This is a genomic window from Gymnodinialimonas sp. (assembly GCF_059726805.1).
In genome coordinates this window covers 18,987-44,756 of record NZ_AP041059.1, presented here as the reverse complement: position 1 = coordinate 44,756, position 25,770 = coordinate 18,987, and the positions used below count along the sequence as shown (strand labels likewise).

Genomic DNA, 25,770 nt, shown 5'->3' with positions numbered 1-25,770 from the left:
CGCGATATTTGACGCCCTTCCCCCCTTCGGAGCCCGTCACATGACCTTTTCCAGCAAAGCGATTTTCGCAGCCCTCGTCTTGAGCCTCACCCCCGCTGTGGCCTCGGCCCAGAACGACATCTACCCGATCTTCCCGAGCCCCGGTGGCGCCCAAATCAATGGGGTCGCTATCCCTCAGCAGCTTCAAGGCGGGATGCAGGTCCTGCTGGCTCCGGGTGTCATTGGCACCCCGGTGCAAGCCCAGGACTGCGGCGCGCAGCAGTATCAGCGCCTGCTTGGTCACCACGTCACTGTCGCGCAATCCTATGGCATCGCGGCGCGTTACTTCACGCCCGACAGCCCCTACGGCACGATGAACTATCTGCCCTACCGCCTGAACATTAGCACGGACGCGCATTACGTGATCGACCGCGTCTATTGCGGTTAATTGCCAAGGAGGGCGGGCGGCCTTGCACCGCCCCCTGATTCCCCCTATATCCCCTTCAACAGCGGCGCCGAGACTACCGGCTCCACCGACACTTCCAGCGGGCCGCACGGCCCGCTTTTTCGTTTCTAGGACCCCCACGACCATAATGTCTGACCTGATCGCCAAAACCTCCATGGACCGCCGGATGGCGGAAATCGTCACGCCCTCGATCGAGGCGCTTGGCTTTGAGGTCGTGCGCATTCGCGTCATGGGCGGCAAGACCAACACGCTGCAGATCATGGCGGAACGCCCCGAAGGCGGCATCGACGTGGATGAATGCGCCCAGATCTCCAACGCGATCTCGGTCCTGTTGGACGTGGAAGACCCGCTGGAAGACGCCTATGCGCTGGAGGTTTCCAGCCCCGGCATCGACCGCCCCCTGACGCGGCTCAAGGATTTTGAGACGTTCGAAGGGTATGAGGCAAAGCTTGAGACGTCCGAGATGATCGGCGGTCAGCGCCGCTTCAAGGGCGTGCTGGCGGGCGTGGAAGACGGCGAAGTGCTGGTCAATATCGAGCAAGGCAAAGAGACGGTGACCGTCGGCCTTGATTTCGAATGGCTCAGCGATGCCAAGCTGGTCCTGACGGACGAGCTGATCAAGGAAATGCTGAAACAGCGCAAAGATGCGGGCCTCATCAACGAGGCCGATTTTGACGATATCGAAGAAGAGCCCGGTGACATTGCCCCTGGGGCGGAGGAATAAAACATGGCCATTACATCAGCCAACCAGCTGGAACTGCTGCAAACCGCGGAAGCCGTGGCGCGCGAAAAGATGATCGACCCCAATCTGGTGGTCGAAGCGATGGAAGAAAGCCTCGCCCGTGCCGCCAAGTCTCGCTACGGCAGCGAGTTGGACATTCGCGTGTCCATCGACCGCAAGACGGGCCGCGCCACCTTCACCCGCGTGCGCACCGTCACCGATGAGGATATGCTGGAAAACGACAAGGCCGAGATGCTGCCCGCCGATGCCACGGACCTCGTGAAGCACGCGCGCCCCGATGTTGTTGTCTTCAACGCCAAGTCCCACACCTACGATGAAGAAGGCGAGCTGGTGGAAACCCGCGACGTCCGCCGTTTCCTGCTGCGCAAACCCACGGAAGCCGACAAGCTGCTGTCCGAAGGCGTGGACCAGACCGCTGGCCCCGTTGTCGGCGACATGATCGCCGACGAGGTGCCGCCCGTGGAAATGGGCCGGATCGCCGCGCAATCGGCCAAGCAGGTGATCCTGCAGAAGGTCCGCGAGGCCGAGCGGGATCGTCAGTACGCAGAGTTCAAGGACCGCGTGGGCGAGATCATCAACGGCGTCGTCAAGCGTGAGGAATACGGCAACGTCATCGTCGACGTGGGCGCCGGTGAGGCGCAGCTGCGCCGGAACGAGAAGATCGGCCGCGAAGCCTATCGCAACGGCGACCGCATCCGCTGCTACATCAAGGATGTGCGCCGCGAGAACCGCGGCCACCAGATCTTCCTGTCGCGCACCGCGCCCGAGTTCATGCGCGAGCTGTTCAAAATGGAAGTGCCCGAGATCTACGACGGCATCATCGAGATCAAGGCCGTCGCTCGCGACCCTGGGTCCCGCGCCAAGATCGCCGTCATCTCGTATGACAACGGTATCGACCCTGTCGGGGCCTGTGTGGGTATGCGCGGCAGCCGCGTGCAAGCCGTGGTGAACGAGCTGCAAGGTGAGAAGATCGACATCATCCCGTGGAATGAGGATGCGCCGACCTTCCTGGTGAACGCGCTTCAGCCTGCCGAGGTCTCCAAAGTTGTTCTCGACGAGGACGCCGGGAAAATCGAAGTCGTGGTCCCGGATGAGCAGCTGTCGCTGGCCATTGGCCGTCGTGGTCAGAACGTGCGCCTGGCGTCTCAGCTGACCAACCTCGACATCGACATTCTCACGGAGGAAGAAGAAAGCAAGCGCCGTCAGGCCGAGTTTGAAGAGCGCACGAAGCTGTTCATGGACAGCCTCGACCTGGATGAATTCTTCGCGCAGCTTCTCGTCTCCGAAGGCTTCACGGCCCTGGAGGAAGTGGCTTATGTTGAAGCTGATGAGCTTCTGGTCATCGACGGCGTCGACGAAGGCACCGCAGAAGAATTGCAGGCCCGCGCCCGTGATTACCTGGAAGAGCAGAACAAAAAGGCGCTGGAAGCCGCGAAAGAACTGGGTGTGGAAGACAGCCTCATTGCATTTGAGGGGCTCACCCCCCAAATGTTGGTGGCCTTGGGTGAAGATGGCGTGAAAACGCTGGAAGACTTCGCCACCTGCGCAGACTGGGAATTGGCCGGCGGTTGGACAACCGAAGGCGGAGAGCGCATCAAGGACGACGGGTTGCTGGAACCCTTCGAAGTTTCTTTGGAAGAAGCACAGAACATGGTGATGACCGCACGCCTGCAATTGGGTTGGGTGACAATCGAGGAATTGGAAGCCGACGCCGCTGCCGAAGCTGAAGCCCTAGCAGAGGAGCGGGCAGAGGGCTAACGCCCTTTGCCGGGAGCCCGCGAATGACGCGTGGTGGCCAACATAAGGACCGGACAGACGGTCCCGAACGGAAGTGCATCGCAACCGGAGAAATCGCGCCCAAACGCGGTTTCATCCGGTTCGTGGTGGCGCCCGATGGGCAGGTTGCTGCTGACACACTCGAAAAACTGCCCGGTCGTGGCATGTGGGTCAGCGCGGATCGCGCGGCGCTTGAATTGGCGGTGAAGAAGAACCTCTTCTCGCGCGCCGCAAAGCAACAAGTGAGCGTGCCCGAGGATCTGGTCGACCGGGTGGAAACCCAACTGGCGCGCCGGGTCACCGACCTGATTGCCCTGTGTCGCAAGGGCGGCAAGGCGGTTGCGGGCTTTGAAAAGGTGAAAGACTGGCTGGCGAACGGAAACGTCGGCGTGCTGCTTCAGGCCTCCGATGGGTCGGAACGCGGTAAATCGAAACTCTGGACCCCGGAAGGGGCCCGATACTTCGGCATTCTGACCGCCCAGGAATTGGGTTTGGCATTCGGACGCCAAAGTGTGATACATGGCGCGCTTGCCGCTGGTGGACTCGCCCCCCGTGTTATAGAGGGGGCGGCGAAACTCCAGGGACTGCGCTTAGCAGACGGTGGCCAGACCACCGAGAAGGACAGACGGAACGCATGAGCGATCAAGACGGAAAAAAACCACTTGGCCTATCTGGTGGCGCGCGGTCAGGCCGCGTGAACCAAAGCTTCTCGCGGGGGCGCACCAAATCTGTGGTGGTCGAGACGAAGCGCAAGCGCGTGATTGTGCCCAAGCCTGGTGCGCCCTCTGCTGCGATGCAAAACGCCGAAGGCGGCAAGCGCGACAAGTCGGTCCCCGACGCCGAGATGGAGCGGCGCCTGAAGGCGTTGCAAGCCGCCAAGGCCCGCGAAAGCCAGGAAGCCGAAGAGCGTGTGAAAGCCGAACGCGAGCGTGAAGAAGAACGCAACCGCCGCCGTGCTGAGGCCGAAGCCAAAGAGCGGGAAGAGCGTGAGCGCGAAGAAGCCCTGAAAGCCAAGGCCGAAGAAGACGAACGCCGCAAGGCCGAGGAAGAGGCGCGCCGCAACGCGCCGCCCGAGCCTGCTGCTCCGGCCGCCGCTGCCGCAGATCCAGCCGCGGCCCCCTCTGGCCCGCGCGGCGGTGGCAAAGCCACGCCAGCCCGGCGCGAGCCCGAGCGCGACAACAAGCGCAACGAGCGGGGCCGCGGCAATGATGCCGGGGGCCGTCGTTCCGGCAAGCTGACCGTGAACCAGGCGATGACGGGCGGCGAAGGCGGTCGCCAACGCTCCATGGCGGCGATGAAGCGCAAGCAGGAACGCCAACGCCAAAAGGCGATGGGCGGCACTGTGGACCGTGAAAAGGTCATCCGCGACGTGCAGGTGCCCGAGACGATCATCGTCTCGGAATTGGCCAACCGGATGTCCGAGCGTGTGGGTGATGTGGTCAAGGCGTTGATGAACAACGGCATGATGATCACGCAGAACCAACCGATTGACGCGGACACCGCCGAGTTGATCATCGAAGAGTTTGGCCACCGCATTCAGCGCGTGTCCGATGCCGATGTGGAGCAGGTGATCGATACGGTCGAGGATGACGAGGGCAAGCTGCTCCCGCGTCCCCCGGTCATCACGATCATGGGTCACGTCGACCACGGCAAGACCTCGCTTCTCGACCGCATTCGCCAGGCGAACGTCGTCTCAGGCGAAGCCGGTGGCATTACCCAGCACATCGGAGCGTACCAGGTGACCACCGAAAGCGGTGCGGTCCTGTCGTTCCTCGATACCCCGGGCCACGCGGCGTTTACGTCGATGCGGGCGCGCGGTGCTCAGGTAACGGATATCGTGGTTCTGGTGGTTGCGGCGGACGACGCCGTGATGCCCCAGACCATCGAAGCCATTGCCCACGCCAAAGCGGCTGACGTTCCGATGATCGTGGCGATCAACAAGATCGACCGCCCCGCAGCTGATCCGCAAAAGGTCCGCACGGATCTGTTGCAGCACGAGGTGATCGTGGAGGCGATGTCCGGCGATGTGCAGGACGTTGAAGTCTCTGCCATAACCGGTCAGGGCATGTCCGAACTTCTGGAAGCCATCGCGCTTCAGGCGGAAGTGCTGGAGCTGAAGGCCAACCCCGACCGCGCCGCGCAAGGTGCTGTTATCGAAGCACAATTGGACGTGGGTCGCGGCCCTGTCGCCACCGTTCTGGTGGAAAAAGGCACGCTGCGCCGGGGCGACATCTTCGTCGTCGGTGAGCAGTGGGGTAAGGTCCGCGCGCTGATCAACGACCAGGGCGAGCGCGTCAACGAAGCGGGCCCCTCGGTCCCGGTCGAGGTGCTTGGCCTCAACGGAACCCCCGAGGCAGGCGACGTGTTGAACGTGGTGGAAACCGAAGCCCAGGCGCGCGAGATCGCGGAATACCGCGAGCAAGCCGCCAAGGACAAACGGGCCGCCGTGGGCGCCGCGACAACCCTCGATCAGCTTCTGGCGAACGCCAAAGCCGACGAGAATGTGCGCGAGCTGCAGGTGGTGATGAAAGCCGACGTGCAGGGCTCTGCCGAGGCGATTGTCCAGGCGCTGGAGAAAATCGGCAACGATGAGGTCCGCGTCCGCGTGCTGCACTACGGTGTCGGCGCGATCACGGAAAGCGATATCGGCCTGGCCGAAGCCTCGGGCACGCCGGTCATCGGCTTCAACGTCCGGGCGAATGCTCCGGCACGCAACGCCGCAAACCAAAAGGGCGTGGAGATCCGTTACTATTCGGTGATCTACGACCTCGTGGACGACGTGAAAGCGGCGGCCTCTGGCCTTCTGGGCGCGGAGATCCGCGAAAACTTCATCGGCTACGCGCAGATCAAAGAGGTCTTCAAGGTCTCGGGTGTCGGCAACGTCGCCGGGTGCCTTGTCACCGAAGGGGTGGCCCGCCGCTCCGCCGGAGTGCGCCTGTTGCGCGACGATGTGGTGATCCACGAAGGCACGCTGAAGACGCTCAAGCGCTTCAAGGACGAGGTCAAAGAGGTCCAGTCCGGCCAGGAATGCGGTATGGCGTTCGAGAACTACGAAGACATCCGTCCCAACGATGTCATCGAGATCTTCGAGCGGGAAGAGGTTGAGCGCTCGCTTACCTGACCCAAGCAGCGAAACAAAACAAAGGGCGCCCATTGTGGCGCCCTTTTTCGTTCGTGTTCTCCAAGAAAAGAAAGCCCCCCGCCAGTTTGACGAGGGGCTGTCCCGAGAGTGAAGCTGTAACGCCCCGTTCTTACTCGTCTTCGGCGGATTCAGCGCGGAGGCGGGCGAAGATGTCCTGGGCGTAGGCGGGGGTGCCGGAGACGACCGTGGTGTTGTTCTGACCGCGCAGGTCACCGGCGCTGTCCTGGCTGCCGTTGAAGACGGCGAAGGCGTTGGCGAGGGCCGAACCGCCCTGCGTGGAGACGACCGAGGTGTTCGCGCTGCTGGGAGTGCGGATGTCCGAGGAACGCTCAACCGACTGGTTGAAATGCGCGATGGCGAAGGCCGAAGAGGTGGATTGAGCGACGGCCGGTGCGGCGATGGAAGCGGCGAGGGCGGCGATGATTGCGATCTTTTTCATGGTGTTAGTCCTTTGGAATGGGGGGGTGCGGGCCCCCGCATTCGGGGTGCCCTTGGGGATGATGAAGGGTCAAATCGCCAAGACTTACTCGTCTTCTGCGGATTCAGCGCGCAGGCGGGCGAAGATGTCCTGGGCGTAGGCCGGCGTGCCGGAGACAACGGTCGTGTTGTTCTGGCCGCGCAGATCACCCGCGCTGTCCTGGCTGCCGTTGAACACGGCGAAGGCGTTGGCCAGCGCCGAGCCGCCTTGCGTCGACACAACCGAGGTGTTCGCGCTGCTGGGGGTGCGGATGTCCGAGGAACGCTCAACCGACTGGTTGAAATGCGCGATGGCGAAGGCCGAGGAGGTCGATTGTGCGACGGCCGGAGCGGCGATGGAAGCGGCGAGGGCGGCGATGATTGCGATCTTTTTCATGGTGTTAGTCCTTTTCACTGTCTTGGTTGGGCGGCGTATCTCGCGGCCCCGGGTTAGATTGTTGGTGTGGAACGCTGCGTCTTGCTCCGTTCCGATGAGATGAATATGCGCCGGGCGAAGCCGTCATTCCACACACGTAAACGCGAGAATGGGCGGAGGATGGTGCGAATGCGCACACAAACCCCAAGCCCCTGCACCAACCCCACGCCCCCGTGAGCCCCCATCTCGCCCCCGTGAGCACGGCGGCAGAAATTGCAACATTTCAAGAAGATCGCGGGGGAATCAGCGGCGTGGACGACTCACATTCCGAAAGATTCAGCCCAAAAGCCGACTCACCCCTTGGCAGCTTCCGCCGGGTTCCGGCTCCAGACCGAGAAGTTGAGCGCGCCCGCGATTGTCACCCACACCAGATAGGGCACCATCAGGAAACCCGCCAAAGTGTCATGCTGGAAGAACGTCCACATGGAGCCCGCGACTGATATCCAGAGGAACACCAGCACCAGGGCGCCCGCCTTAATCCGTTCCATCCCAAAGAACACCGGCGTCCAGAGCGTGTTCAACGCAATCTGAAACGCCCACCAGCCCATGGCGTGGGCATTGCCGTCTAGCAAGGCCACGCGCGTCGCGGCCACGGCAGACGCGATGTAAAGCACTGTCCAGGTGATCGGGAAGACCCAATCAGGCGGGGTCCAACTTGGCTTGGACAGATCGCGGTACCACGGGCCCGGCGAAAACATCGCGCCGGTCGTGGCCGCCGCGCAGCAGGCACCAAGAAAGAGGGGGAAGACTGACCAATCCATGGGCCGAACCTACCCCATTCGCCTGCGGGGTACACCCTGGCTGTCAATTTAGTCTGCTACTGTACCAATCGCTCACTCAGGCCCAACGTCGGCAACTCTCCGGTCAATTGCGCTTCATAGATCGGCAGGCTCTCGATCACGCGCATGATATAGTTGCGCGTCTCGGTGAACGGCACGTCCTCGATCCAGTCGATCACATCGTCGACGTTGCGCGGATCGCCGAAACGTTCCCGCCATTGCCGCACGCGCCCCGGCCCGGCGTTATACCCGACAGAGACCAGCACCGGGTTGCCGCCATAGGTCTCCATCAGACCCGCGATGTAATTGGAGCCCAGAAGCACGTTATAGGCGGGATCACTGCGCAGACGGCTTTCCGAGAAACTGATCCCCAGATCTCCGGCGGAATCGCGCCCCGTCCCCGGCATCACCTGCATCAGGCCAATCGCCCCAGCGCCTGAGACGACGACGGGATCAAACTCGCTTTCGCGCCGGGCGATGGACAAGGCCCAGGCGCGGTCGATGGGCAGGTCCACGTCCTCCAGATCGGCGAGGGGGTAATAAGCGGGGAAGATCTCATGACCCGATTGGGCGGCACGTTTGGCAACCAGAAGGGCAAGGTGTGGCTCTCCCATCTCGAGCATGAGGTTGCCCATCTGCCCGGCCTCGTCCTCGTTGAGGCGCTCGGTGATATGGGTGAAGAAGCGTTCGGCCAGGTTGATCTGCCCTGCCTCGTAAAGCAGCTGCGCGGCGTGGAACACGTCAAGCTCGGCGAAGCTGGAGGTGCGCCAATCGCCGTAATCTCGCGTGCCCAAGAACTCGGGATCGACAGGAAATCCACCGCGCTCCTGCGCCAATTGACCGTAGAAGCTGGATTGATATTGCGCGCCCAGGGCATAGGCCTCTGCCGCTGCATCGGCGTTGCCCGCCGCCTCATGGGCGCGCCCCATCCAATAGCCCGCGCGCCCGACCGAGATCGGGGAGAACACGACTTCGCGGAACCGTTGGAAGTGGGTGACGGCAATTTCGGCCCGGTTCAGTTGCAGCGCACAATAGCCCGCGATCCATTCCAGATCGGCGAAGCGGATATAGTCGTCATCGGGGTCGATGTGGTGATTGGCGGCATAATCATAGCAGGTGGCGTGATCGCCCTCGCGCATCACATCGCGCGCCAGATCGGCGCGACGCCTGCCCCAGGCCGCGGGCCGCCCCAGGCTGGCGGGCGAGGTGGAGCGTTCGGCCATCAACTCTCCGGCGGTGTCCCAAAGGCCTTCGCGAACGCGCCAGATGAAGCGTTCGTAGGCCAGCCCTGGATCCCCCTGCAAAGACGCGGGGATCGCATCGATCAAAGCGTTCACCCCGGGCGCGCGGTCGCGCAGGGCCAGGCGCGCCTCGGCCAGTGGTGCATATTCCTCGGGCACCAGCGAGAACATCGCCCGCGCCCGTTCCTCGGCGTTTTCCCACAGCAGATGGTCCAGCCGCGCGATGTGGTGGTCTTGCGTCAACAGATCGCCAAAGGCCCGGTTCAGCGCTTGTGCGTCGGTGCCGGTCATCACCAGCGACGTCCAGGCGCGCACGACTATGGCCTCTGCCACGACAGGGTTGCCGGTGTCGGCCAGCGCACGGGCCAAGGCCAGTGACCCGGCGCCGGTTTCGGGCAGGATGTCGGCGAAATAGTCCAGAATGGTGGCCGCATCGCCGCCATCGGGGATAGAGGGCTCACCCTGACGGCGCAGGTAGGGCAGGCCGGGCCAATCGGGGTTGCGATCCAGGAATGAGATGTATTCCGCGAAATCGCCCTGGCCGCGCCGCAGGCGGGTCCAGGCCAGAAGGTCCAACGCGACCGGATCGGTCAGCGTTTGCGCCGCCGCCGAGCCGCCCGCCAGATCCCCGGCGTTGTAGGCCGCAAGGGCGTTTGCCAAGGCTTCCGAGTCCGATTGTGCGAAAGTTGCGGTCGCCCCAAGGAGGGAGCTGAGGGCAAGTGCTGATATCAGGCGTCGCATGATCACGCGGCGTCTCCTAAATTAGTTGTCCCCAGAACAGGTAAAATACGTCACACGCACGAGGAAGCAACTCACGAACTTGGCAATTGTGTGAGGGCCTTGTATTGGGGCGGGAAATTGCCACTCCAATCCCCTTGCCCACACTCCTGATAGAAGGACGCGAATGATGTTCTATGGCTCGATGCCCGCTCTGGTCACTCCGATGACAAATGGTGCTGTGGATTTCGACGCGCTGAAACGTCTGGTGGATTGGCAGATCGCGGAAGGCTCTAACGGGTTGGTGCCTGTTGGGACTACCGGCGAAAGCCCGACGCTGAGCCATACCGAGCATGAACAGGTGATTGAAACGGTCGTCAAAGCCGCGGGCGGCCGCGTGCCAGTGATTGCGGGCGCCGGGTCCAACAACACCGTCGAGGCGCTGCGCCACGTGCAGCACGCCAAGGAAGTGGGCGCCGATGCGACGCTGGTCGTGACGCCTTATTACAACAAGCCCACCCAGCGCGGGCTGATCGCCCATTTCGAAGCGCTGGCCGAGGTCGGCATCCCGATTTTTGTCTACAATATCCCCGGGCGGTCCATCATCGACATGACGCCCGAAACGATGGGCACGCTGGCCAAGCACCCGATGATCATCGGGGTGAAGGATGCTACCGCCGACATGGCCCGCGTGTCGCAACAGCGCGCGAGCTGTGGCAAGGAGTTCATCCAGATGTCGGCGGAAGATGCCAGCGCGCTTGGCTTCAACGCCCATGGTGGTGTCGGTGCGATCAGCGTGACGGCCAACGTCGCGCCCAAGCTCTGTGCTGAGTTCCAGGCCGCGATGCGCGCGGGCGATTGGGCGCTGGCGCTGGAGTACCAGGACCGCCTGATGCCCCTGCACGAGGCGATCTTCACCGAGCCTGGCCTCTGCGGCGTGAAATACGCCATGTCCGTGCTGGACCTATGCTCGGACGAGGTGCGCTTGCCCCTGACGACGGTGGAAGACAGCACCAAGGCCAAGATCGAGGCCGCGCTGCGCCACGCTGGCCTTCTTGCGTGACCGAGGGCCCTGACCAAGGGTCCACCCAAAGCCTGATCCACATCCTGTCGGCGACGAACTTCGTCGTCGGGATGGGGGCCTTTATGGTCATCGGGATGCTGCCACCGATGGCCGAAGACCTTGGCCTGACCACGGCGGGCGCGGGCTGGGTGATGACGTTCTACGCGCTGGCCTACGCCGTGTCCTCGCCGCTGCTGGTGTCGGGCACCGGCGGGCTCGGGCGGCGGAAGGTGCTGTTTCTGGGGCTTTCCCTTTTCGCGGGGGCCAACCTGCTGGCCGCCCTCGCGCCCAATAGCGATGTCGTCTTCGTAGCGCGCGCCCTGGCCGCGATGGGTGCGGGGATGATCACCCCGGTCACGGCGGCGGTCGTCTCGGGCGTGGTCGCGCCGGAACGCCGCGCCAAGGCGCTGGCGGCGGTGCTGTTCGGGCTGACCTTCGCGCAGGTGATCGGCGTGCCGGCGGGCAGCTTCATCGCCTACAGCATCGGCTGGCGCTTTGCCTTCGCGCTGGTCGCCGTTCTGGCGCTGCCCTGCCTCTGGCTGATCTGGACCCGCGTGCCCCGTGGATTGCACTTCCAACCCGTCGGTCTGCGCGATCTGGCCGGGGTTCTGGGCGATTGGCGGATCATGCTGGCGACGCTCTTTACCGCCACGTTCCTCGCCGCGATCTGCGTGCCTTTCACTTACCTCGCTCCGCTGGTGGAGACCCACATGGGCTTTGGCCGCAACGGCATCTCCGCCGTGCTGCTGGTTTTCGGCCTGGCTGCCGTGATCGGCAACCTGATGGGCGGCTGGATGTCGGACCGGTTTGGGGCCACCCGGACGCTGGTGTTCCTGGCGCTAACTCAGGTCATCCTGACGCCGTTCCTGTCAGGCCTTCCGATGGCGGGATGGCTGCTGTTCGTGTTGGTCTTCATCTGGTCGCTCTTCGGCTGGTCCTTCACCGCACCGCAGCAGGCGCGCATCATTGGCCTGTCGCCGAAACGCGCGCCGGTGATCCTGTCGCTGAACGCGGCGGCGATTTACGTGGGCACGGCGGCGGGTGCGGCCATCGGCGGTGCGGCGATCACCCAGGCCGGGTTGCTGTCGCTCGGATGGGTCGGCGGGGCGATGGCCCTTGTCGCGCTGGTGCATCTATTGGCCTCGGCCTGGATCAGCCGGTAGACTTGGCCCCCCCGAGTGCCTAGATACCCCTCACCATGGCCAAGAAACCCGAGAACCCCAACTACAAAGTCATCGCCGAAAACCGGCGTGCCCGCTTCGATTATGCCATCGAAAGCGATCTGGAGGTTGGGATCATCCTGGAAGGCTCCGAGGTCAAAAGCCTGCGCCAGGGTCAAAGCAATATCGCCGAAAGCTATGCCGAGGTGAAGGAGGGCGAGCTGTGGCTCGTGAACTCTTACATCGCGCCCTATGTCCAGGCGAAGACCTTCGGGCACGAGGAAAAGCGGCGGCGCAAGCTGTTGGCGTCGAAGAAAGAGCTGTCGAAGATGTGGAACGCCACCCAGCGCGAGGGCATGACGCTGGTACCGATTGTGATGTACTTCAATCACAAGGGTCTGGTGAAGCTGAAGATCGGCATCGCCAAGGGCAAGAAGGCCCAGGACAAGCGCGAGACCTCGGCCAAGCGGGACTGGAACCGGCAAAAGGCGCGGTTGCTCAAGCAGAACGGCTGACAGCGCCCTTTGCGGGCTGCGGGATTTGAGTTGTATTTGGCAAGATGAAGGGGGGAGCGTTGCGCGCGGAAGGCTTGCGTGGCCCTGGGCGGCGGCGTAGGACTTTCGGGAAATCTGGACAGGAGTGCGCAGAATGGCCGAGGTGATCACCGGGGACGATCCGCAAACGCTGGTGTCGACTGATTGGCTGGCCGCGCATCTGAGTGACCCGGACCTGCGCGTGATCGATGCGTCTTATTACCTGGCCGAGATGGGCCGCGATGCGAAGGCCGAGTACGACGCGGGCCACATCCCCGGCGCGCGGTTTTTTGACATCGACGAGATTTCCGACGCCCGCTCGGACCTGCCGCACATGGTGGCCCCGGTGGAGAAGTTCATGTCCCGCATGCGCGCCATGGGGATCGGCGACGGGCATCAGGTTGTTGTCTACGACGGCATGGGCCTGTTCTCGGCCGCGCGGGTCTGGTGGAATTTCCGGCTGATGGGCAAGAACGACGTCGCCGTGCTGGACGGCGGCCTGCCGAAGTGGGTGGCCGAGGGCCGGGCGATGGAGGATATGCCGCCGATCGTGCGCGACCGTCACATGACCGTGCAGCGCCAGGCGCATCTGGTGAAGGATGTCACGCAGGTCGCCTCGGCCTCCAAGCTTGGGGATTGGCAGATCGTGGACGCCCGCGGCCCCGCGCGGTTCCGGGGGGAGGAACTCGAAGCGCGTGAAGGCCTGCGCGCGGGTCATATACCCAACTCCAAGAATGTCCATTATGCGACGCTGTTCAATGCCGATGGCACGATGAAAGAGGGCGACGCCCTGAAGGCCGCGTTTGAGGCAGGTGGCGTGGATCTGGAAAAGCGGATCATCACCACCTGCGGTTCGGGCGTGACGGCGGCGATCCTGATGCTGGGGCTGATGCGTTTGGGGCAACACGATGTCTCGCTCTACGATGGCTCCTGGTCCGAGTGGGGCCAGTTCGATCAGTTGAAGGTCGAGGTCGGATGAGCGTCATCCCCGCGGGGACGAAGGTTCCCTTCACGATCACCTACCTGGAGATGCCCACGCGGCCCTCATACGGGCCTGCGCAGCTGCCGGGAGATGTGCGGCTGGAACGCGCGATTGACCCACCCGTCTGGTATTTCCTGTCGCTCTATGACGCCGTGGGGCGGGACTATGAGTGGCAGGACCGGTTTGATCAGGCCGACGAAGATCCCGCCGCCCTGCAAGCCTTCGTGCGCAGCCCCGATGTGGTGATCTGGACGGCGTTCAAGCACGGCTGGCCCGCCGGGTTCTTCATGCTCGATTGGCGGGAACCCGGCGAATGCGACCTCGCCTATTTCGGCCTTGTGCCACAGGCTGTCGGCGCGGGTCTTGGGCCGTTGCTGGTGCAGACAGCCATCGCCACGGGATGGGCCCGTGAAGGGGTGGAGAAGATGACGGTGAACACCTGTACCCTGGACCACCCCGCCGCCCTGCGCCTCTATCAGAAGATGGGGTTCGCCCCCGTGCGCCGGGAAGAGCGGGTGCGGGTGCTGAGCTATGACAGGCGATCTAATGTTTGAAACCCTCACCGCGCCCACGCCCGACAAGATCTTCCAGCTCACCGGCCAATTCGCGGCGGACCCGCGCCCGGACAAAGTCGATCTGCTGGTTGGCCTCTATCGCAACGCGGAGGGCGTGACGCCGGTGATGGGCGCGGTGAAAGAGGCGGAACGCCGCATCCTGCAAGCGCAGGATACCAAGGCGTATTTGGGCTTTGCGGGCGATGCGGGCTTCATCAACGGAATGCGAGACCTCCTCTTGAGCGACGCGGTTGATGCGGCCCAGATTGCGGGGATCGCCACCGTGGGCGGCACCAGCGCCGTGCGCCAAATCCTGGAGCTGGTGCGCACGTTGACGCCCGGCGCGCAGGTCTGGGTCTCGGACCCAAGCTGGCCCATTCACGCCGCGATGACCGATCATCTGGGCCTGGCACGGCGCAACTATCGGTATCTGGACCGTGCCAATAACGGGCTGGACCGCGACGGCATGATGGAAGATCTGCGCGCCGCCCGCTCGGGCGATGTGATCATCCTGCATGGGTGTTGCCACAATCCCAGCGGCGCCGATTTGACGCTACCGGATTGGGAAGAGGTCGCCGCGATCTGCCGTGAGACCGGCGCCACGCCCCTTGTGGATATGGCCTATCAGGGGTTTGGCGCGGGGCTGGAGGAAGACGCCGCTGGCACGCGCCTGCTGGCGCAAAAGGTCCCGACGCTGTTCCTTGCGGCCAGCTGCTCCAAGAACTTCGGGCTCTACCGGGAACGTGCCGGGGTGGCGCTCGTCGTGACCTCTGACGGTGCGCGCGCTGCCGTCCAAGGGCACCTGACCGCGATGAACCGCAACAGCTTTTCGTTCCCGCCCGACCACGGCGCGCGCTGTGTGGAAATGATCCTGCACGACGCCGAGTTGCGGCAGATGTGGGACGCAGAGCTGACCGAGATGCGAGACAGCATGACCGGCAACCGAAATGCGCTGGCCGAGGCCGTGCGGGCGGAGACCGGATCGGACCGCTTCGGGTTTCTTGCGGCGCATCAGGGCATGTTCTCGCTCCTTGGCACCACGCCCGCGCAGGTGGATGCGTTGCGCGAGGACCACGGCGTTTATGTGGTGAGCGACGGGCGCATGAACGTGGCGGGGCTGACGGTTAACAACATCCCCAAGGTCGCCCGCGCTTTGGCGGCTGTGCTGGGTTGACGGAGGCACCGTAGAGGCGTACTCCGCGCCGTCTTTGCGCCTTCAGGAAAGGCGCGACAACCAAGTCTCCGACTACCTTGCAAAAACGGAACCAAATCAATGACGAAACTCCTGCCCGGCGTCCTCGCCATGGCGGCCATCGTGGTGGCCTCAAACATCCTGGTGCAATTCCTGTTCGGCCAATGGCTGACCTGGGGCGCTTTCACCTATCCTTTGGCGTTCCTCGTCACGGACGTGATGAACCGCGTCTACGGCGCGGCCGTGGCGCGCAAGGTCGTGTTCTCGGGCTTCATCGTGGGGGTCATCTGCTCGCTGATCGGCACGCAGATCATGGGTGAGTTCGGCCCGCTGGTCACACTGCGCATCGCGCTCGGCTCGGGCACCGCGTTCCTTGTCGCGCAGCTTCTGGACGTGTCGATCTTCGATCGCCTGCGCAACGGCGGTTGGTGGCAAGCCCCTGTAATCTCTAGCATTATCGGATCATCCGTCGACACGGCGCTGTTCTTCTTCATCGCCTTCTCGGGCGCCCTCACCCCCATGCTCCCCGGCGACGTCGCCTGGGCCAACGAGATCCTGCCGATCCTCGGCATGGGTCCCGAGGCACCGCTTTGGGTTAGCCTCGCCATCGCCGACTGGGGTGTCAAACTTGCCCTCGCCTTGATCGCTTTGGTGCCGTTCCGCCTGCTCACCCGCAAAATCATGGCACATCCTGCGTAAAATGTTTTGACATCCACAAAATCTGTGGCAGCATCAGCTTAGTTGAAACAAAATCGGAAGGAGGTGATCCAGTGTCTAGAGAGGTATTGGAGAATGGTGTCGGGACAACTTGGGGGGCACGCCGCTAGGCAACCCTAGGGCCAACAGCCCAACCCAGGTGAGCCGCTGGTTCTGACCGCGCCCACCTCCTGATTTCTCGAAAGGGCTGCCCTCCGTGGGCAGCCCTTTTTGGTGTAGACTGGGCTGAAACAGCGGGTCACAGCCCGTACACACCCTGTACACAACCTGTACACCGAACGGACAAGGCCGATGCTGCGCATAACCGACGACATCACGATCGAGGACTGGGAGCTGACCGAAAGCTTCGTGCGCGCGGGCGGGCCCGGCGGGCAGAACGTGAACAAGGTGAGCACGGCGGTGGAGCTGCGGTTCGAGGCCGAGCGGTCCCCTTCGTTGCCGGGGGCCGTGAAGGGACGGCTTCGGAGGCTCGCCGGACGCCGCTGGACGAAAGAAGGCGCGCTGGTGCTGTTCGTGGCGGAGGAGCGGTCCCAGGCCCGGAATCGCGAGATCGCGCGGGAGCGGCTGGCGGAGCTGGTGCGCGCGGCTCTGGTCGCGCCGAAACGGCGGGTGAAGACGCGGGTGTCGCTGAACCAGAAGCGAAAGCGGGTGGAGGCGAAGAAGAAGCGGGGGGAGGTGAAGGCGCTGCGGGGGTCTGTTGGGGAGGAGTGAGAGGGCTGCTCAAGCTTGAGCAGGGCATTAAGCATTTGTTTTATATGTGAAATCAGTTTTGTTTGCGTTTGATTAACCGTGTTTTGGGTGAGTTTTGCATGAAAGGCTGTTGGATGCGTGGACGTGAGGGTGGAATCCACTAAAAGGTGCGACGGGTGACACGGGGTAACCGGTGTCTCGGGGCGGTGGGTTTCACCCACCCTACGAGTTCAGGACGGAGAAGTGGTCTCAAGCGCTGTAGCTCAAAATCGCGCGGAGCGGCTGGCCGAGACGATGCGCGCGGCTCTGGTCGCGCCGAAACGGCGGGTCAAGACGCGGTTGTCGTTGAACCAGAAGCGGAAGCAGGTGGAGGCGGCGAAGAAGCGGGGCGAGGTGAAGGCGTTACGGGATCGGAAAAGTCTTGAATACAAAGCCGAGGTCGCTACAACAAGAATACGTTGAAGTCTAGGTGACAGTTTATGGAAAGTTTACTGAGCGTAATTCTTACGTTAACCACGATAGCGTCTACCCTTGCGGCCTACTTTCTCTGGCAGCGGCAGTCTACTATTGAAGATCAGACTTCACGCATTAATAGCCTCGAAAGGGCGCTAGAGATTAAGGACAGTGAGCTGAAAGCGCTTAGTGTCAAAGCGCAATCTCTGGAGAATTTTTCGTCTAGTGTTTACACAACAACAAAGGAATACCACAATCTAGTTGTGATTGGCCCCCGTGGATCCGGAAAGAGTTCAATAGTATCTCTATGGTGCAAAATAGAGCAAATTATTTCATCAATTTCTCCAACACCTAACTTTGAAACGCATGAATATAAAGTAGGAGATACTCGTGAAGAATCCTTTTTTGATGAGAATATTTCAGTTAAGAGACTAAAGAGATTTGAAAAGTGGATTCGCATATACGACTATGCCGGAGAAGATGGAAAAGTATTAGCTGCAGCCCAAAGACTTGCGTCAACAAAGGGTTCATCTGTGATTTTTGTTTTCAATGCTGATCTATCTGACCGTAGCTCTAACACTCGCTACTATAGCCGAATTTTTGCGGAACGCCTCAATGACGCATTTACAAGCTCTGGAACGAGAGCAAGCTCAGTTGAACAAGTCTGTATAGTATTTAACAAAATTGATCTTGCGCAAGACTATGAGAAAGGAAACTTCAGCAGCATTCTTCATGATCTCAAAAATGAGTACTCGACTAACCTTGATGTGATTGAGTCAATTTTCGCGCCCAACCTTAAGTACTTTACGGTTAGCGCGGAAACTAACGTCAATATCTTAAATTTGCTGCAAGGCGTTGTGAATGGGGTTGAAACGTTTGGAGCAGAGTCATGAGAATCATTCCAATCGACGCATTTTTTTTACTGCATGATCCGAGTCCGAATTCAGGTTATTTTACTAAGTGGTTTCCCGAGGAGGCCGATGACGTTTCTTACAAGAGGAGAGCTTTAATTGAAGAGCGCCTTTCATCCGGCTTAGAGGAGAAAGACAACAAAGATTGGCCAAATATTGCGATAAGAAGTATGGATGGCAGAGCGCTAGAGTTTGAAATGGTTAGTCGCCATTCTAAATTGCAAGATGAAAAAGGTCGTCAAGGTATATCTTTTTCAATCTATCTTCTTTGTCGGGTGCCTGGGGATGCAACCTTTGGTGCTGCAATAGAATTCATTTCCAGTGCAGCGGATGCTTATCTGAAGCAAGCACGAGAAAACCACATCGAAATCTTGAACTCTCAGGGCAGGTCACGCTCACTTTACCCAGGATACACCAAGAAATTCGAGAAGTATAAGGCTGCGATGTACGAGCTGCCGAAGTTATTTTTGAGATCACTGTCGTTGGATGCGAAGGTCGAAGGCGACCCACCGGAAATGGATGCTGAATTTATCGATCGCTTAATGCAAGATGCTAACTTTCGTAGTGGGATCTTGGAAATTGTCGGAGGTCGGGGCCGCTCTCGCTTTCGGTAATTTCGGACTAAACCACCACCTCCACCCGTTCCTGCTCCCCAACCCCAAACACCCGCTTATACCGCTCGATCTCAGCCGTAGGCCCCATGGCCTTCTCGGGGTTGTCGCTCAGTTTGACGGTCGCGCGTCCGTTCGCCGACACCGCTTTGCAGACAAGCGAGAACGGGGCGAGGGCGTCGTTTTCTACCAGGCCGCGGAAGTCGTTTGTCAGGAGAGTGCCCCAGCCGAAGGACACGCGGACTCTTCCGGCGAATTGTTGGTGGAGGGTTTCGATTTTGTCGACGTCGAGCCCGTCGGAGAAGATGACGAGCTTTTCGCGGGGGTCTTCGCCTCGGGACTTCCACCAGTCGATGGCGACTTCGGCGCCGGTGGCGGGGTCTCCGCTGTCGATGCGGATCCCGGTCCAGCCGGCCAGCCAGTCGGGGGCGTTGTCGAGGAAGCCCTGGGTGCCGTAGGTGTCGGGGAGGATGATGCGCAGGTTGCCCTCGTGTTCCTCGTGCCAGTCGGAGAGCACGTCGTAGGGGGCGTTGGCGAGGCTCGCGTCGTCGGAGGCGAGGGCGGCGTAGACCATGGGGAGTTCGTGGGCGTTGGTGCCGATGGCTTCCAGGTCGCGGTTCTTGGCGATGAGGCAGTTGGACGTGCCTGCAAAGCTGGTGCCCAGGCCTTCGCGCATGGCCTGGACGGCCCAGTCCTGCCAGAGGAAGGAGTGGCGGCGGCGGGTGCCGAAGTCGGCGATGCGCAGGGTGTCGTCGCCCTTGAGGCGTTCGATCTTCTCCCACAGTTTGGTCATCGCGCGGGCGTAGAGGACCTGAAGCTCGAACTTGCCCATGGTGCCGAGGACGGCGCGGCCGCGCAGCTCCATCAGGATCGACAGCGCGGGGATTTCCCAGAGCATGACCTCGGGCCAGCTGCCCTCAAACGTCAGCTCATATTGGTCGCCGACGCGTTCCAGGTGGTAGGGGGGGAGTTGCAGCGTCTCGAACCAATCCATGAATTCGGACGAGAACATCTGGCGTTTGCCGTAGAAGGTGTTGCCGCGCATCCAGGTGCTCTCGCCCCGGGTGAGGCGGAGGGTGCGGACGTGATCCAGTTGCTCGCGCAGCTCGCCCTCGTCGATGAGGTCGGCGAGCGGAATGCGGGTGGTGCGGTTGATGAGCGAGAAGGTGACGGTGGTGTCGGGCTTGTTGCGGAACACGGACTGGCACATCAGGAGTTTGTAGAAATCGGTGTCGATCAGGGAGCGGACGATCGGGTCGATCTTCCAACGGTGATTCCAGACGCGGGTGGCGATGTCGACCATGGCAGTAGCTCCGTTGTGCACGGCGGTTAGAGCAAGAGCGCGCGGGCGAGGCAAGGTGCCTATGGATTTCGCGGCGGTCGCGCTTAGGTTTGGGAAAGCCCCCGATGGAGACGCCCGATGGAAAGCCTAGCCGCTAATCTGCGCGAAATGGTGCGCACGCCTTTGCATGACGAGCATGTCGCGGAATTGCGCCGGATCGGGGAGGTCGTGACCTTCCCCGAGGGGCATATGGTGGCGGAGGTGGGCGATCCGATGGATACGTTCACCTATATCGTGGAGGGCGAGATCGAGGTGATCCACCCGGTCACGCGCGAGGCGTATCTGCCGACAACCCTGGGGCCGACGCAGTTCATGGGCGAGATCGTGTTCCTGAGCGGCGGGGTCTATTCGCTGCCGATGCGGGCCAAGCGGGAGACGACGGCCATCGTGGTGCCGCGTGCCGAGATGCTGGACGCGATGGCGCGGATCCCGGAGATGTCGGACATCATCATCACCGTCTTTGCGGCGCGCAGGCGGCGGCAGATCGAGGACCGCGATACCTCGCTGACGCTGATCGGCATTGATCGCAGCCGAGAGATCCGCGCCGTGGCGGAGTTTGCCTCGCGCAACAAGATCCCGGTGCGGATCATTGAGGATGGCTCGGACGAAGCGCGCGAGGCGGCGCAGATCTGCGCCGTTGCCATGGATGAGCCTGCGGTGATTTTCGGCGAGAACCGTGTGGTGGAAAGCCCGACGCCCGCAAAGGTCGCGCAGCTGCTGGGGATCGGGATGGATCTGGCCTGCGATGAGATTGTTGACGTGCTGATCGTGGGCGGTGGGCCTGCGGGCGTTGCGGCGGCGGTTTACGCGGGCGCGGAGGGGCTTTCAGCGCTGGTGGTGGAAGACACCGCCGTGGGCGGGCAGGCCGGAACCTCCAGCCGGATCGAGAATTATATGGGCTTTCCCACAGGGATCTCGGGCGCGGATCTGGTCTGGCGCGGTGAGATTCAGGCGATGAAGTTCGGCACGCGTTTTTCCATGCCAAGCCGGGTGACGGCGCTGTCCACGGACGGTGGCATCTTCAGCGCCACGCTCGATAATGGCGAGACGGTGCGTGCCCGCGCGGTGATCGTGGCGACGGGCGTGCAGTACCGCCGCCTGCCGCTGAAGGGCCTGGAAGGGCTGGAGGGCAGCGGGATCTACTATGCGGCCACGGAGATGGAGGCGCGTTATTGCCAGAACGCCGAGGTGATCGTGGTGGGCGGCGGAAACTCTGCCGGGCAGGCGGCGATGTACCTGTCGCGCAGCGCGCGCCACGTCCATGTGCTGGTGCGCGGCGAAAGCCTGGCGGCGTCGATGTCGGATTACCTGTCCTCGCGCCTCGACACAAACCCGAACGTGACCGTTCACTACAAGGCGCAGATCGCCGCGCTCCACGGGGACGAGACGATGGAGCGTGTCACCATCACCAAGGACGGCGCCCCGTGGGAGCTGGAGACGCCCGCCGCCTTCATCATGGTGGGTGCCGCGCCCAACACTGGCTGGCTGAGGGATCACTGCGACCTGGACCCGCGCGGGTTCGTGATAACGGGCCAGGATGCGACATCGCCGTTTGAGACGTCGTGCCCCGGCGTCTTCGCGGTCGGCGATGTGCGCGCGGGATCGGTCAAACGCGTCGCCTCGGCCGTGGGCGAGGGCTCTGTCGTGATTTCGAAGGTGTGGGAGCATGTGAACGCCGCGTGACGGGGTTTGCGGGCAGGCGCGCCCTCCGCTCTCAGGCTCCGCGTCAAAATGACGGACGGGGCCAAGAAGTGGTCTGCCAACTTGATTGAGCGGGACGATTCATTAAACCTGTGGGACGCGGTGGCGTCAGGGGCGGTTGCCCGACGCCAGCGTTGATGACTTGGGAGGGTTGTCCATGGAAGACTTCGACGAAGGCGAAGACCGCTTCGACGTCGACCAGTATCTGCAATCGCAGATCGAGCTTCGCACCCTCAAGGCGCGCCTGCCGGAACGTTCGGTTGAGTCCCTGGCACGGGAGGTTCTGCGCCGTATCGCCGCCCGCGCGGTCGACCTGCCTGCGCAAACCCCAGAGGGGGAAGATCTGGAGGCGCTGTGCAATGCGCTCTTGTCCGAGGATGATCAGGCCGGTGCGCAATTCATCAAGGGACTGCGTGCCGATGGCGCCTCTGTCGAGGTTGTCTACCTGACCTATCTGGCGGGCGCCGCCCGTCTGCTGGGCGACTGGTGGAACAGCGACCGACTGTCCTTCACCGATGTGACACTTGGAACTTCGCGCATGTACGCGATCATGCGCGCGTTGCGGCACCATTTTGCCGGTCAGCATGTCGGCACCACGCGGTCGGCTGTCTTTGCCTCGGTCCCCGGCGACACCCATGTGCTGGGGGTGCGGATGGCGGCGGACCTGTTTCGCAAGGCGGGATGGGACATCGACCTGAAGCTCGACAAATCCCACGACGAGTTGGTGGAGGACCTCAGCGCGTCCCATGCGATCATCATTGGGCTTTCGGCGGGGGGCAACAGATCAATCGAGCCGCTGTCCAAGCTGATCATCGCGCTTCGGATCAGCAATCCCCGGGCCCGGATCTTCGTGAGTGGGCAGATCGTGGAAGAAGCACGCGACGAGATCGACCTGATGGACATCGACGGTGCGGTGACGGAAGTGGACGAGGCGTTGCAGCTTCTGGCCGAGGTCTGGGATCAGGCGACCGGGTCCCGGTAAATCTGATGAGCGGATTTTGTGCGGGGGAACCGCGCTAAGGGCGGGAGTCCGCCTTGGAATTGCTGGGCTGCCAGCGGTTGGGACTTTCTACATTTTTTCATTTCTGAGCGGTGGTTCTGAGCAGGATCTTCAACAAGTGAGTTGACATAGTTCGAGATCGAACAATATATGTTCGACATCAAACTAATGGAGCCTCAGATGAAACGCAGACATTTTCTATCCATTCTTGGTGGCGGCGTGATCGTTGCTGCGACGGGCGCAACCGGGTTGGTGGCCAGCCGCCAGACCCAAACGGCGCTTTTGCCGTGGGAAACGGCGGGCGTCGCCTATTCGGACCCGCGCCAAAGGGCTCTGTCCTGGGCCATCCTGGCGCCGAACCCGCATAACAGGCAGCCCTGGCTGGTCGATCTGTCAGTCCCGGATCAGGCGACCCTGTTTGTCGACACGGATCGGTTGCTGCCCGAGACCGATCCGATGAACCGCCAGATCACCATCGGTCTGGGCTGTTTCATCGAGATGGCGCGGATGGCTGCCGCGGAAGAGTCCCTGGCGATGACGGCAGAGCTGTTTCCAGACGGCTCGGACAGCCAGGGCCTTGATGGCCGCCCCGTTGCGGTTTTGCGGTTTGGCGGCGCGGCGCAGCCCGATCCGTTGTTTGCGCATCGGCTAGAGCGGCGGTCCACGAAAGAGCCCTTCGACACCGAAGCGCCCGTGACGCCCGCGATCCTGGATCAGGTTCTGGCCGCCGCACAGCAGACCCGCGTTGCGGGTTCGGTCGCCCCGGACAGCATCGCGGCCCTGCGGGAGTTGACCCATGAAGCCCTGAGGATCGAGATCGAGACGCCCCGAACCTACCTGGAAAGCGTCGATCTGTTCCGGGTCGGGGCCCGGCAGGTGGATGCGAACCCCGACGGGATCGATTTCACCGGTCCGGTGTTCGAATTGCTGGGCGCGGCGGGTTTGATGAACCGGGAGGCGCTGCTGGACACCTCATCGACCGCCTACCAGGAGGGGCTGCGCGCGGTCTATGCCAATACGGACACGGCGATGGGGCATCTGTGGCAGGTGACGCCGGGCAACACCCGGGAAGATCAGATCGCCGCCGGGCGCGATTGGCTTCGCCTCAACCTTGCGGCGACGCGCGACGGGGTCGCCATGCAGCCGCTGAGCCAGGCGCTGCAGGAGTATCCGGAAATGTCCGAGATCTACGACAGTGTGCACCGGCAATTCGCGTCCGAGGGCGGAACGGTTCAAATGCTGGCGCGGATCGGCTATGCAGCCCAGGTCGCCCCCAGTCCGCGCTGGCCATTGGAGGCAAGATTGATCTGAGGTGCCTTTGGACGATCCCCGCTCTGCCGCGTTTCGTGTTTTCAACGAGATTGGCATCATCAACCAACTGGCAACCGCCATTCTGGCGCGGCGGTTGCCCGACGGTCTGCATCCGTCGCAGTTTTCGCTGCTGGGCAACCTGGTGCGGTTGGGCGATGGCAAGACGCCCGCGATGCTTGCCGCGGCGTTTCAGGTGCCCAAACCCTCGATGACCAACACCTTGATGCAGCTGGAAAAACGGGCACTGATCACGGTGGAGACCCACCCGGATGATCTGCGCAAAAAGGTGGTTTACCTGACCGACGCGGGGCGTGAGGTGTATCGCGGCGTGATCGCCGCCATGGACGCGCCGTTGCGCGACGTGATCGGGCAGGTGGAGGGCGTGACGGATATGTTGCCGACGCTGGAACAGCTGCGCCGGGTTCTGGACGACAATCGCGACGTCTGAGCGCGGGTTTGGCAGTCAATCGCCCTTCGGCGTGTTCACCCGTTTGGACAGTTTCGCGTGGCTTTCCACCCGCTCGGAATAGCGGTCGAGCAGGTAGTCGCGGTTGTCGCGGGTGAGGTGGGTGAACTTCACCAACTCCTCCATCACGTCGACCACGCGGCGATACAAAGGCGAGGGTTTCATGCGGCCGTCTTTGAACTGATCCCAGGCCATCGGCACCGAGGATTGGTTGGGGATCGTCAGTAGGCGCATCCAGCGGCCCAGAATGCGGAGTTGATTGACGGTGTTGAAGCTTTGGCTGCCGCCGTTGACCTGTAGCACGGCCAGCGTCTTGCCCTGGGTGGGGCGGACGCCGCCCATCGACAGCGGGATCCAGTCGATCTGAGATTTCATGATCCCGGTCATAGCCCCGTGCCGTTCCGGCGAGACCCAGACAAAGCCGTCGCACCACCCCGCCGCATCGCGCAGCTCGGCCACTTTGGGGTGGGCGTCAGGCTCCCCATCGGGTTGGGGCAGGCCTTTGGGATCATAGATCTTGGTCTCCGCCCCAAGGCGCCGCAACAGGCGGTCGCATTCCTGGGCCAGCGCGCGGGAGTAAGAGACCTCCCGCAGGGAGCCGTAGAGGATCAGGATGCGGATCGGATCGCCAGCGCGATCCGGGAACAGCGCGGCCGCGTCGAGGTCGTGCAACTGGTCGGCATCAAGGGCGGGAAACGTGTCATCTGTCATGGGCGGAAAGTGAAAGGTTGCCGGGCGGGCCGCAAGGGGTTTTGGGCCCGCCCGGCCTGGGTTCTGTCGCCGCAGCGACGCGGGGTTATTCCGCTGTCAACTGACGGATCGCGGTGGCCCATTCCTCCACATGGTAGCTTTCAACGATGCGCCCGTCTTCGACCCGGTGGATGTCGATGGACATGATGTCAAAGCTGTTGCCCGTGGGGGGATCGATGCCGAAGAACGGCGCAACCGGCGTGCCCGTGGCGCGGCCCCGGACGATGTAGCGATCACCGGCCTCGATTATCTCGACCGCTTCCCAAGTCAGATCGGGGATGATCTGCCCGAAGGCGGCCATGGTGTTGGCGAATCCCTCGGCCCCCGGGCCGCCGAGGGGGGTGGGGGTGGTCACCCAATCCTCGGCCACGACATCGCGCACCATCTCGGGCGTGGTGTCGCCGGGGGCGGTCAGAAGATCGGTGTAGAAGGCCTGGACGACGGCGAGGTCATCGGCCTGGGCGGGCAGGGCAAGGGTGCTTGCGGCGATGGCCGTGGCAGCAAGGAGCGGAGTGGCAAAACGCATGGTCTTTCCTTTCGATGAGTATGTGAGAGGAGGATGGCGGGCCGCGCATTTATGCAGTAGAACAGAAAAGAAGA

At 62.4% G+C, this 25,770-nt stretch carries 27 protein-coding genes; 19 read left to right on the top strand and 8 right to left on the bottom strand.

Features of this window, described 5'->3' with window-relative positions; genetic code table 11:
* The first annotated feature begins 40 nt into the window (after positions 1–40).
* From AC6I9R_RS00240 to infB, 5 genes are all read left to right on the top strand, one after another.
* Entirely contained in the window at positions 41–427 is a 387-nt protein-coding gene (locus AC6I9R_RS00240) for a hypothetical protein (protein WP_461428741.1), read from the top strand.
* 145 nt (positions 428–572) lie between these two features.
* Complete coding sequence (gene rimP / locus AC6I9R_RS00235; protein WP_461428740.1) at positions 573–1,169, top strand: ribosome maturation factor RimP; 597 nt, start codon at positions 573–575, stop codon at positions 1,167–1,169.
* 3 nt (positions 1,170–1,172) lie between these two features.
* Complete coding sequence (nusA, locus tag AC6I9R_RS00230) at positions 1,173–2,945, top strand: transcription termination factor NusA (RefSeq protein WP_461428739.1); 1,773 nt, start codon at positions 1,173–1,175, stop codon at positions 2,943–2,945.
* 23 nt (positions 2,946–2,968) lie between these two features.
* Complete coding sequence (locus tag AC6I9R_RS00225) at positions 2,969–3,601, top strand: RNA-binding protein (protein ID WP_461428738.1); 633 nt, start codon at positions 2,969–2,971, stop codon at positions 3,599–3,601.
* Positions 3,598–6,084, top strand: a complete 2,487-nt coding sequence (infB, locus tag AC6I9R_RS00220; protein ID WP_461428737.1) for a translation initiation factor IF-2 — start codon at positions 3,598–3,600, stop codon at positions 6,082–6,084. Before AC6I9R_RS00225 ends, infB begins: the two co-directional genes overlap by 4 nt.
* A 130-nt stretch (positions 6,085–6,214) precedes the next feature.
* Here infB and AC6I9R_RS00215 read toward each other — a convergent pair whose 3' ends face one another.
* The 4 genes from AC6I9R_RS00215 to AC6I9R_RS00200 all read right to left on the bottom strand — a co-directional run bounded on the left by AC6I9R_RS00215 (position 6,215) and on the right by AC6I9R_RS00200 (position 9,758).
* Positions 6,215–6,544, bottom strand: coding sequence for a hypothetical protein (locus AC6I9R_RS00215; protein WP_461426276.1), 330 nt, complete (start codon positions 6,542–6,544; stop codon positions 6,215–6,217).
* Positions 6,545–6,628: 84 nt separating this feature from the next.
* Positions 6,629–6,958: a hypothetical protein gene (locus tag AC6I9R_RS00210; protein ID WP_461426276.1), complete on the bottom strand. Its 330-nt coding sequence runs from the start codon at positions 6,956–6,958 to the stop codon at positions 6,629–6,631.
* Positions 6,959–7,290: 332 nt separating this feature from the next.
* Positions 7,291–7,758 carry a tryptophan-rich sensory protein TspO gene (gene tspO, locus AC6I9R_RS00205; RefSeq protein ID WP_461428736.1) on the bottom strand — a complete coding sequence of 156 codons (468 nt, stop codon included), beginning with the start codon at positions 7,756–7,758 and terminating at the stop codon, positions 7,291–7,293.
* Positions 7,759–7,814: 56 nt separating this feature from the next.
* A complete protein-coding gene (locus AC6I9R_RS00200; protein ID WP_461428800.1) occupies positions 7,815–9,758 on the bottom strand; it encodes a lytic transglycosylase domain-containing protein in 1,944 nt (647 codons plus the stop codon).
* A gap of 166 nt (positions 9,759–9,924) precedes the next feature.
* Here AC6I9R_RS00200 and dapA point away from each other — a divergent pair, with 166 nt between their 5' ends.
* The 8 genes from dapA to arfB all read left to right on the top strand — a co-directional run bounded on the left by dapA (position 9,925) and on the right by arfB (position 16,646).
* Complete coding sequence (gene dapA / locus AC6I9R_RS00195) at positions 9,925–10,797, top strand: 4-hydroxy-tetrahydrodipicolinate synthase (RefSeq protein ID WP_461428799.1); 873 nt, start codon at positions 9,925–9,927, stop codon at positions 10,795–10,797.
* On the top strand, positions 10,794–11,960 hold the full coding sequence (locus AC6I9R_RS00190; RefSeq protein ID WP_461428735.1) for an MFS transporter: 1,167 nt from the start codon (positions 10,794–10,796) through the stop codon (positions 11,958–11,960). Before dapA ends, AC6I9R_RS00190 begins: the two co-directional genes overlap by 4 nt.
* A gap of 35 nt (positions 11,961–11,995) precedes the next feature.
* Positions 11,996–12,472 (top strand): SsrA-binding protein SmpB, encoded by a 477-nt coding sequence (gene smpB, locus AC6I9R_RS00185; RefSeq protein ID WP_461428734.1) that lies wholly within the window; start codon positions 11,996–11,998, stop codon positions 12,470–12,472.
* A 133-nt stretch (positions 12,473–12,605) separates the two neighbouring features.
* Positions 12,606–13,469, top strand: coding sequence for a 3-mercaptopyruvate sulfurtransferase (sseA, locus tag AC6I9R_RS00180; protein ID WP_461428733.1), 864 nt, complete (start codon positions 12,606–12,608; stop codon positions 13,467–13,469).
* The gene (locus tag AC6I9R_RS00175; protein WP_461428732.1) at positions 13,466–14,026 is read left to right on the top strand and encodes a GNAT family N-acetyltransferase; all 561 of its coding nucleotides are present in this window, start codon (positions 13,466–13,468) and stop codon (positions 14,024–14,026) included. Before sseA ends, AC6I9R_RS00175 begins: the two co-directional genes overlap by 4 nt.
* Positions 14,019–15,200, top strand: coding sequence for an amino acid aminotransferase (locus AC6I9R_RS00170; RefSeq protein ID WP_461428731.1), 1,182 nt, complete (start codon positions 14,019–14,021; stop codon positions 15,198–15,200). The genes AC6I9R_RS00175 and AC6I9R_RS00170 overlap by 8 nt, the downstream gene beginning before the upstream one ends.
* A 99-nt stretch (positions 15,201–15,299) precedes the next feature.
* Positions 15,300–15,917 carry a queuosine precursor transporter gene (locus tag AC6I9R_RS00165; RefSeq protein ID WP_461428730.1) on the top strand — a complete coding sequence of 206 codons (618 nt, stop codon included), beginning with the start codon at positions 15,300–15,302 and terminating at the stop codon, positions 15,915–15,917.
* A gap of 309 nt (positions 15,918–16,226) precedes the next feature.
* Positions 16,227–16,646 carry an alternative ribosome rescue aminoacyl-tRNA hydrolase ArfB gene (gene arfB, locus AC6I9R_RS00160; RefSeq protein WP_461428729.1) on the top strand — a complete coding sequence of 140 codons (420 nt, stop codon included), beginning with the start codon at positions 16,227–16,229 and terminating at the stop codon, positions 16,644–16,646.
* Between the two features lie 242 nt (positions 16,647–16,888).
* Here arfB and AC6I9R_RS00155 read toward each other — a convergent pair whose 3' ends face one another.
* Positions 16,889–17,056, bottom strand: coding sequence for a hypothetical protein (locus AC6I9R_RS00155; RefSeq protein ID WP_461428728.1), 168 nt, complete (start codon positions 17,054–17,056; stop codon positions 16,889–16,891).
* A gap of 48 nt (positions 17,057–17,104) precedes the next feature.
* Between AC6I9R_RS00155 and AC6I9R_RS00150 the strand changes: the two genes are divergently transcribed.
* Together AC6I9R_RS00150 and AC6I9R_RS00145 are read left to right on the top strand one after the other, a co-directional pair.
* Positions 17,105–17,971: a GTPase domain-containing protein gene (locus tag AC6I9R_RS00150; RefSeq protein WP_461428727.1), complete on the top strand. Its 867-nt coding sequence runs from the start codon at positions 17,105–17,107 to the stop codon at positions 17,969–17,971.
* Positions 17,968–18,603, top strand: a complete 636-nt coding sequence (locus tag AC6I9R_RS00145) for a hypothetical protein (RefSeq protein ID WP_461428726.1) — start codon at positions 17,968–17,970, stop codon at positions 18,601–18,603. The genes AC6I9R_RS00150 and AC6I9R_RS00145 overlap by 4 nt, the downstream gene beginning before the upstream one ends.
* A 7-nt stretch (positions 18,604–18,610) precedes the next feature.
* Here AC6I9R_RS00145 and pncB read toward each other — a convergent pair whose 3' ends face one another.
* Positions 18,611–19,903, bottom strand: a complete 1,293-nt coding sequence (pncB, locus tag AC6I9R_RS00140) for a nicotinate phosphoribosyltransferase (RefSeq protein WP_461428725.1) — start codon at positions 19,901–19,903, stop codon at positions 18,611–18,613.
* Positions 19,904–20,020: 117 nt separating this feature from the next.
* Here pncB and AC6I9R_RS00135 point away from each other — a divergent pair, with 117 nt between their 5' ends.
* The 4 genes from AC6I9R_RS00135 to AC6I9R_RS00120 all read left to right on the top strand — a co-directional run bounded on the left by AC6I9R_RS00135 (position 20,021) and on the right by AC6I9R_RS00120 (position 24,402).
* Positions 20,021–21,625, top strand: a complete 1,605-nt coding sequence (locus tag AC6I9R_RS00135) for an FAD-dependent oxidoreductase (protein WP_461428724.1) — start codon at positions 20,021–20,023, stop codon at positions 21,623–21,625.
* Positions 21,626–21,800: 175 nt separating this feature from the next.
* A complete protein-coding gene (locus tag AC6I9R_RS00130; RefSeq protein ID WP_461428723.1) occupies positions 21,801–22,625 on the top strand; it encodes a cobalamin B12-binding domain-containing protein in 825 nt (274 codons plus the stop codon).
* Positions 22,626–22,823: 198 nt separating this feature from the next.
* Positions 22,824–23,954 carry an Acg family FMN-binding oxidoreductase gene (locus AC6I9R_RS00125; RefSeq protein WP_461428722.1) on the top strand — a complete coding sequence of 377 codons (1,131 nt, stop codon included), beginning with the start codon at positions 22,824–22,826 and terminating at the stop codon, positions 23,952–23,954.
* 7 nt (positions 23,955–23,961) lie between these two features.
* On the top strand, positions 23,962–24,402 hold the full coding sequence (locus AC6I9R_RS00120) for a MarR family winged helix-turn-helix transcriptional regulator (protein WP_461428721.1): 441 nt from the start codon (positions 23,962–23,964) through the stop codon (positions 24,400–24,402).
* Positions 24,403–24,417: 15 nt separating this feature from the next.
* On the opposite strand, the gene arsH is transcribed toward AC6I9R_RS00120, so the two are convergent.
* Positions 24,418–25,131: an arsenical resistance protein ArsH gene (arsH, locus tag AC6I9R_RS00115; RefSeq protein WP_461428720.1), complete on the bottom strand. Its 714-nt coding sequence runs from the start codon at positions 25,129–25,131 to the stop codon at positions 24,418–24,420.
* 85 nt (positions 25,132–25,216) lie between these two features.
* The gene (locus tag AC6I9R_RS00110) at positions 25,217–25,696 is read right to left on the bottom strand and encodes an ester cyclase (RefSeq protein WP_461428719.1); all 480 of its coding nucleotides are present in this window, start codon (positions 25,694–25,696) and stop codon (positions 25,217–25,219) included.
* Positions 25,697–25,770: the final 74 nt, after the last annotated feature.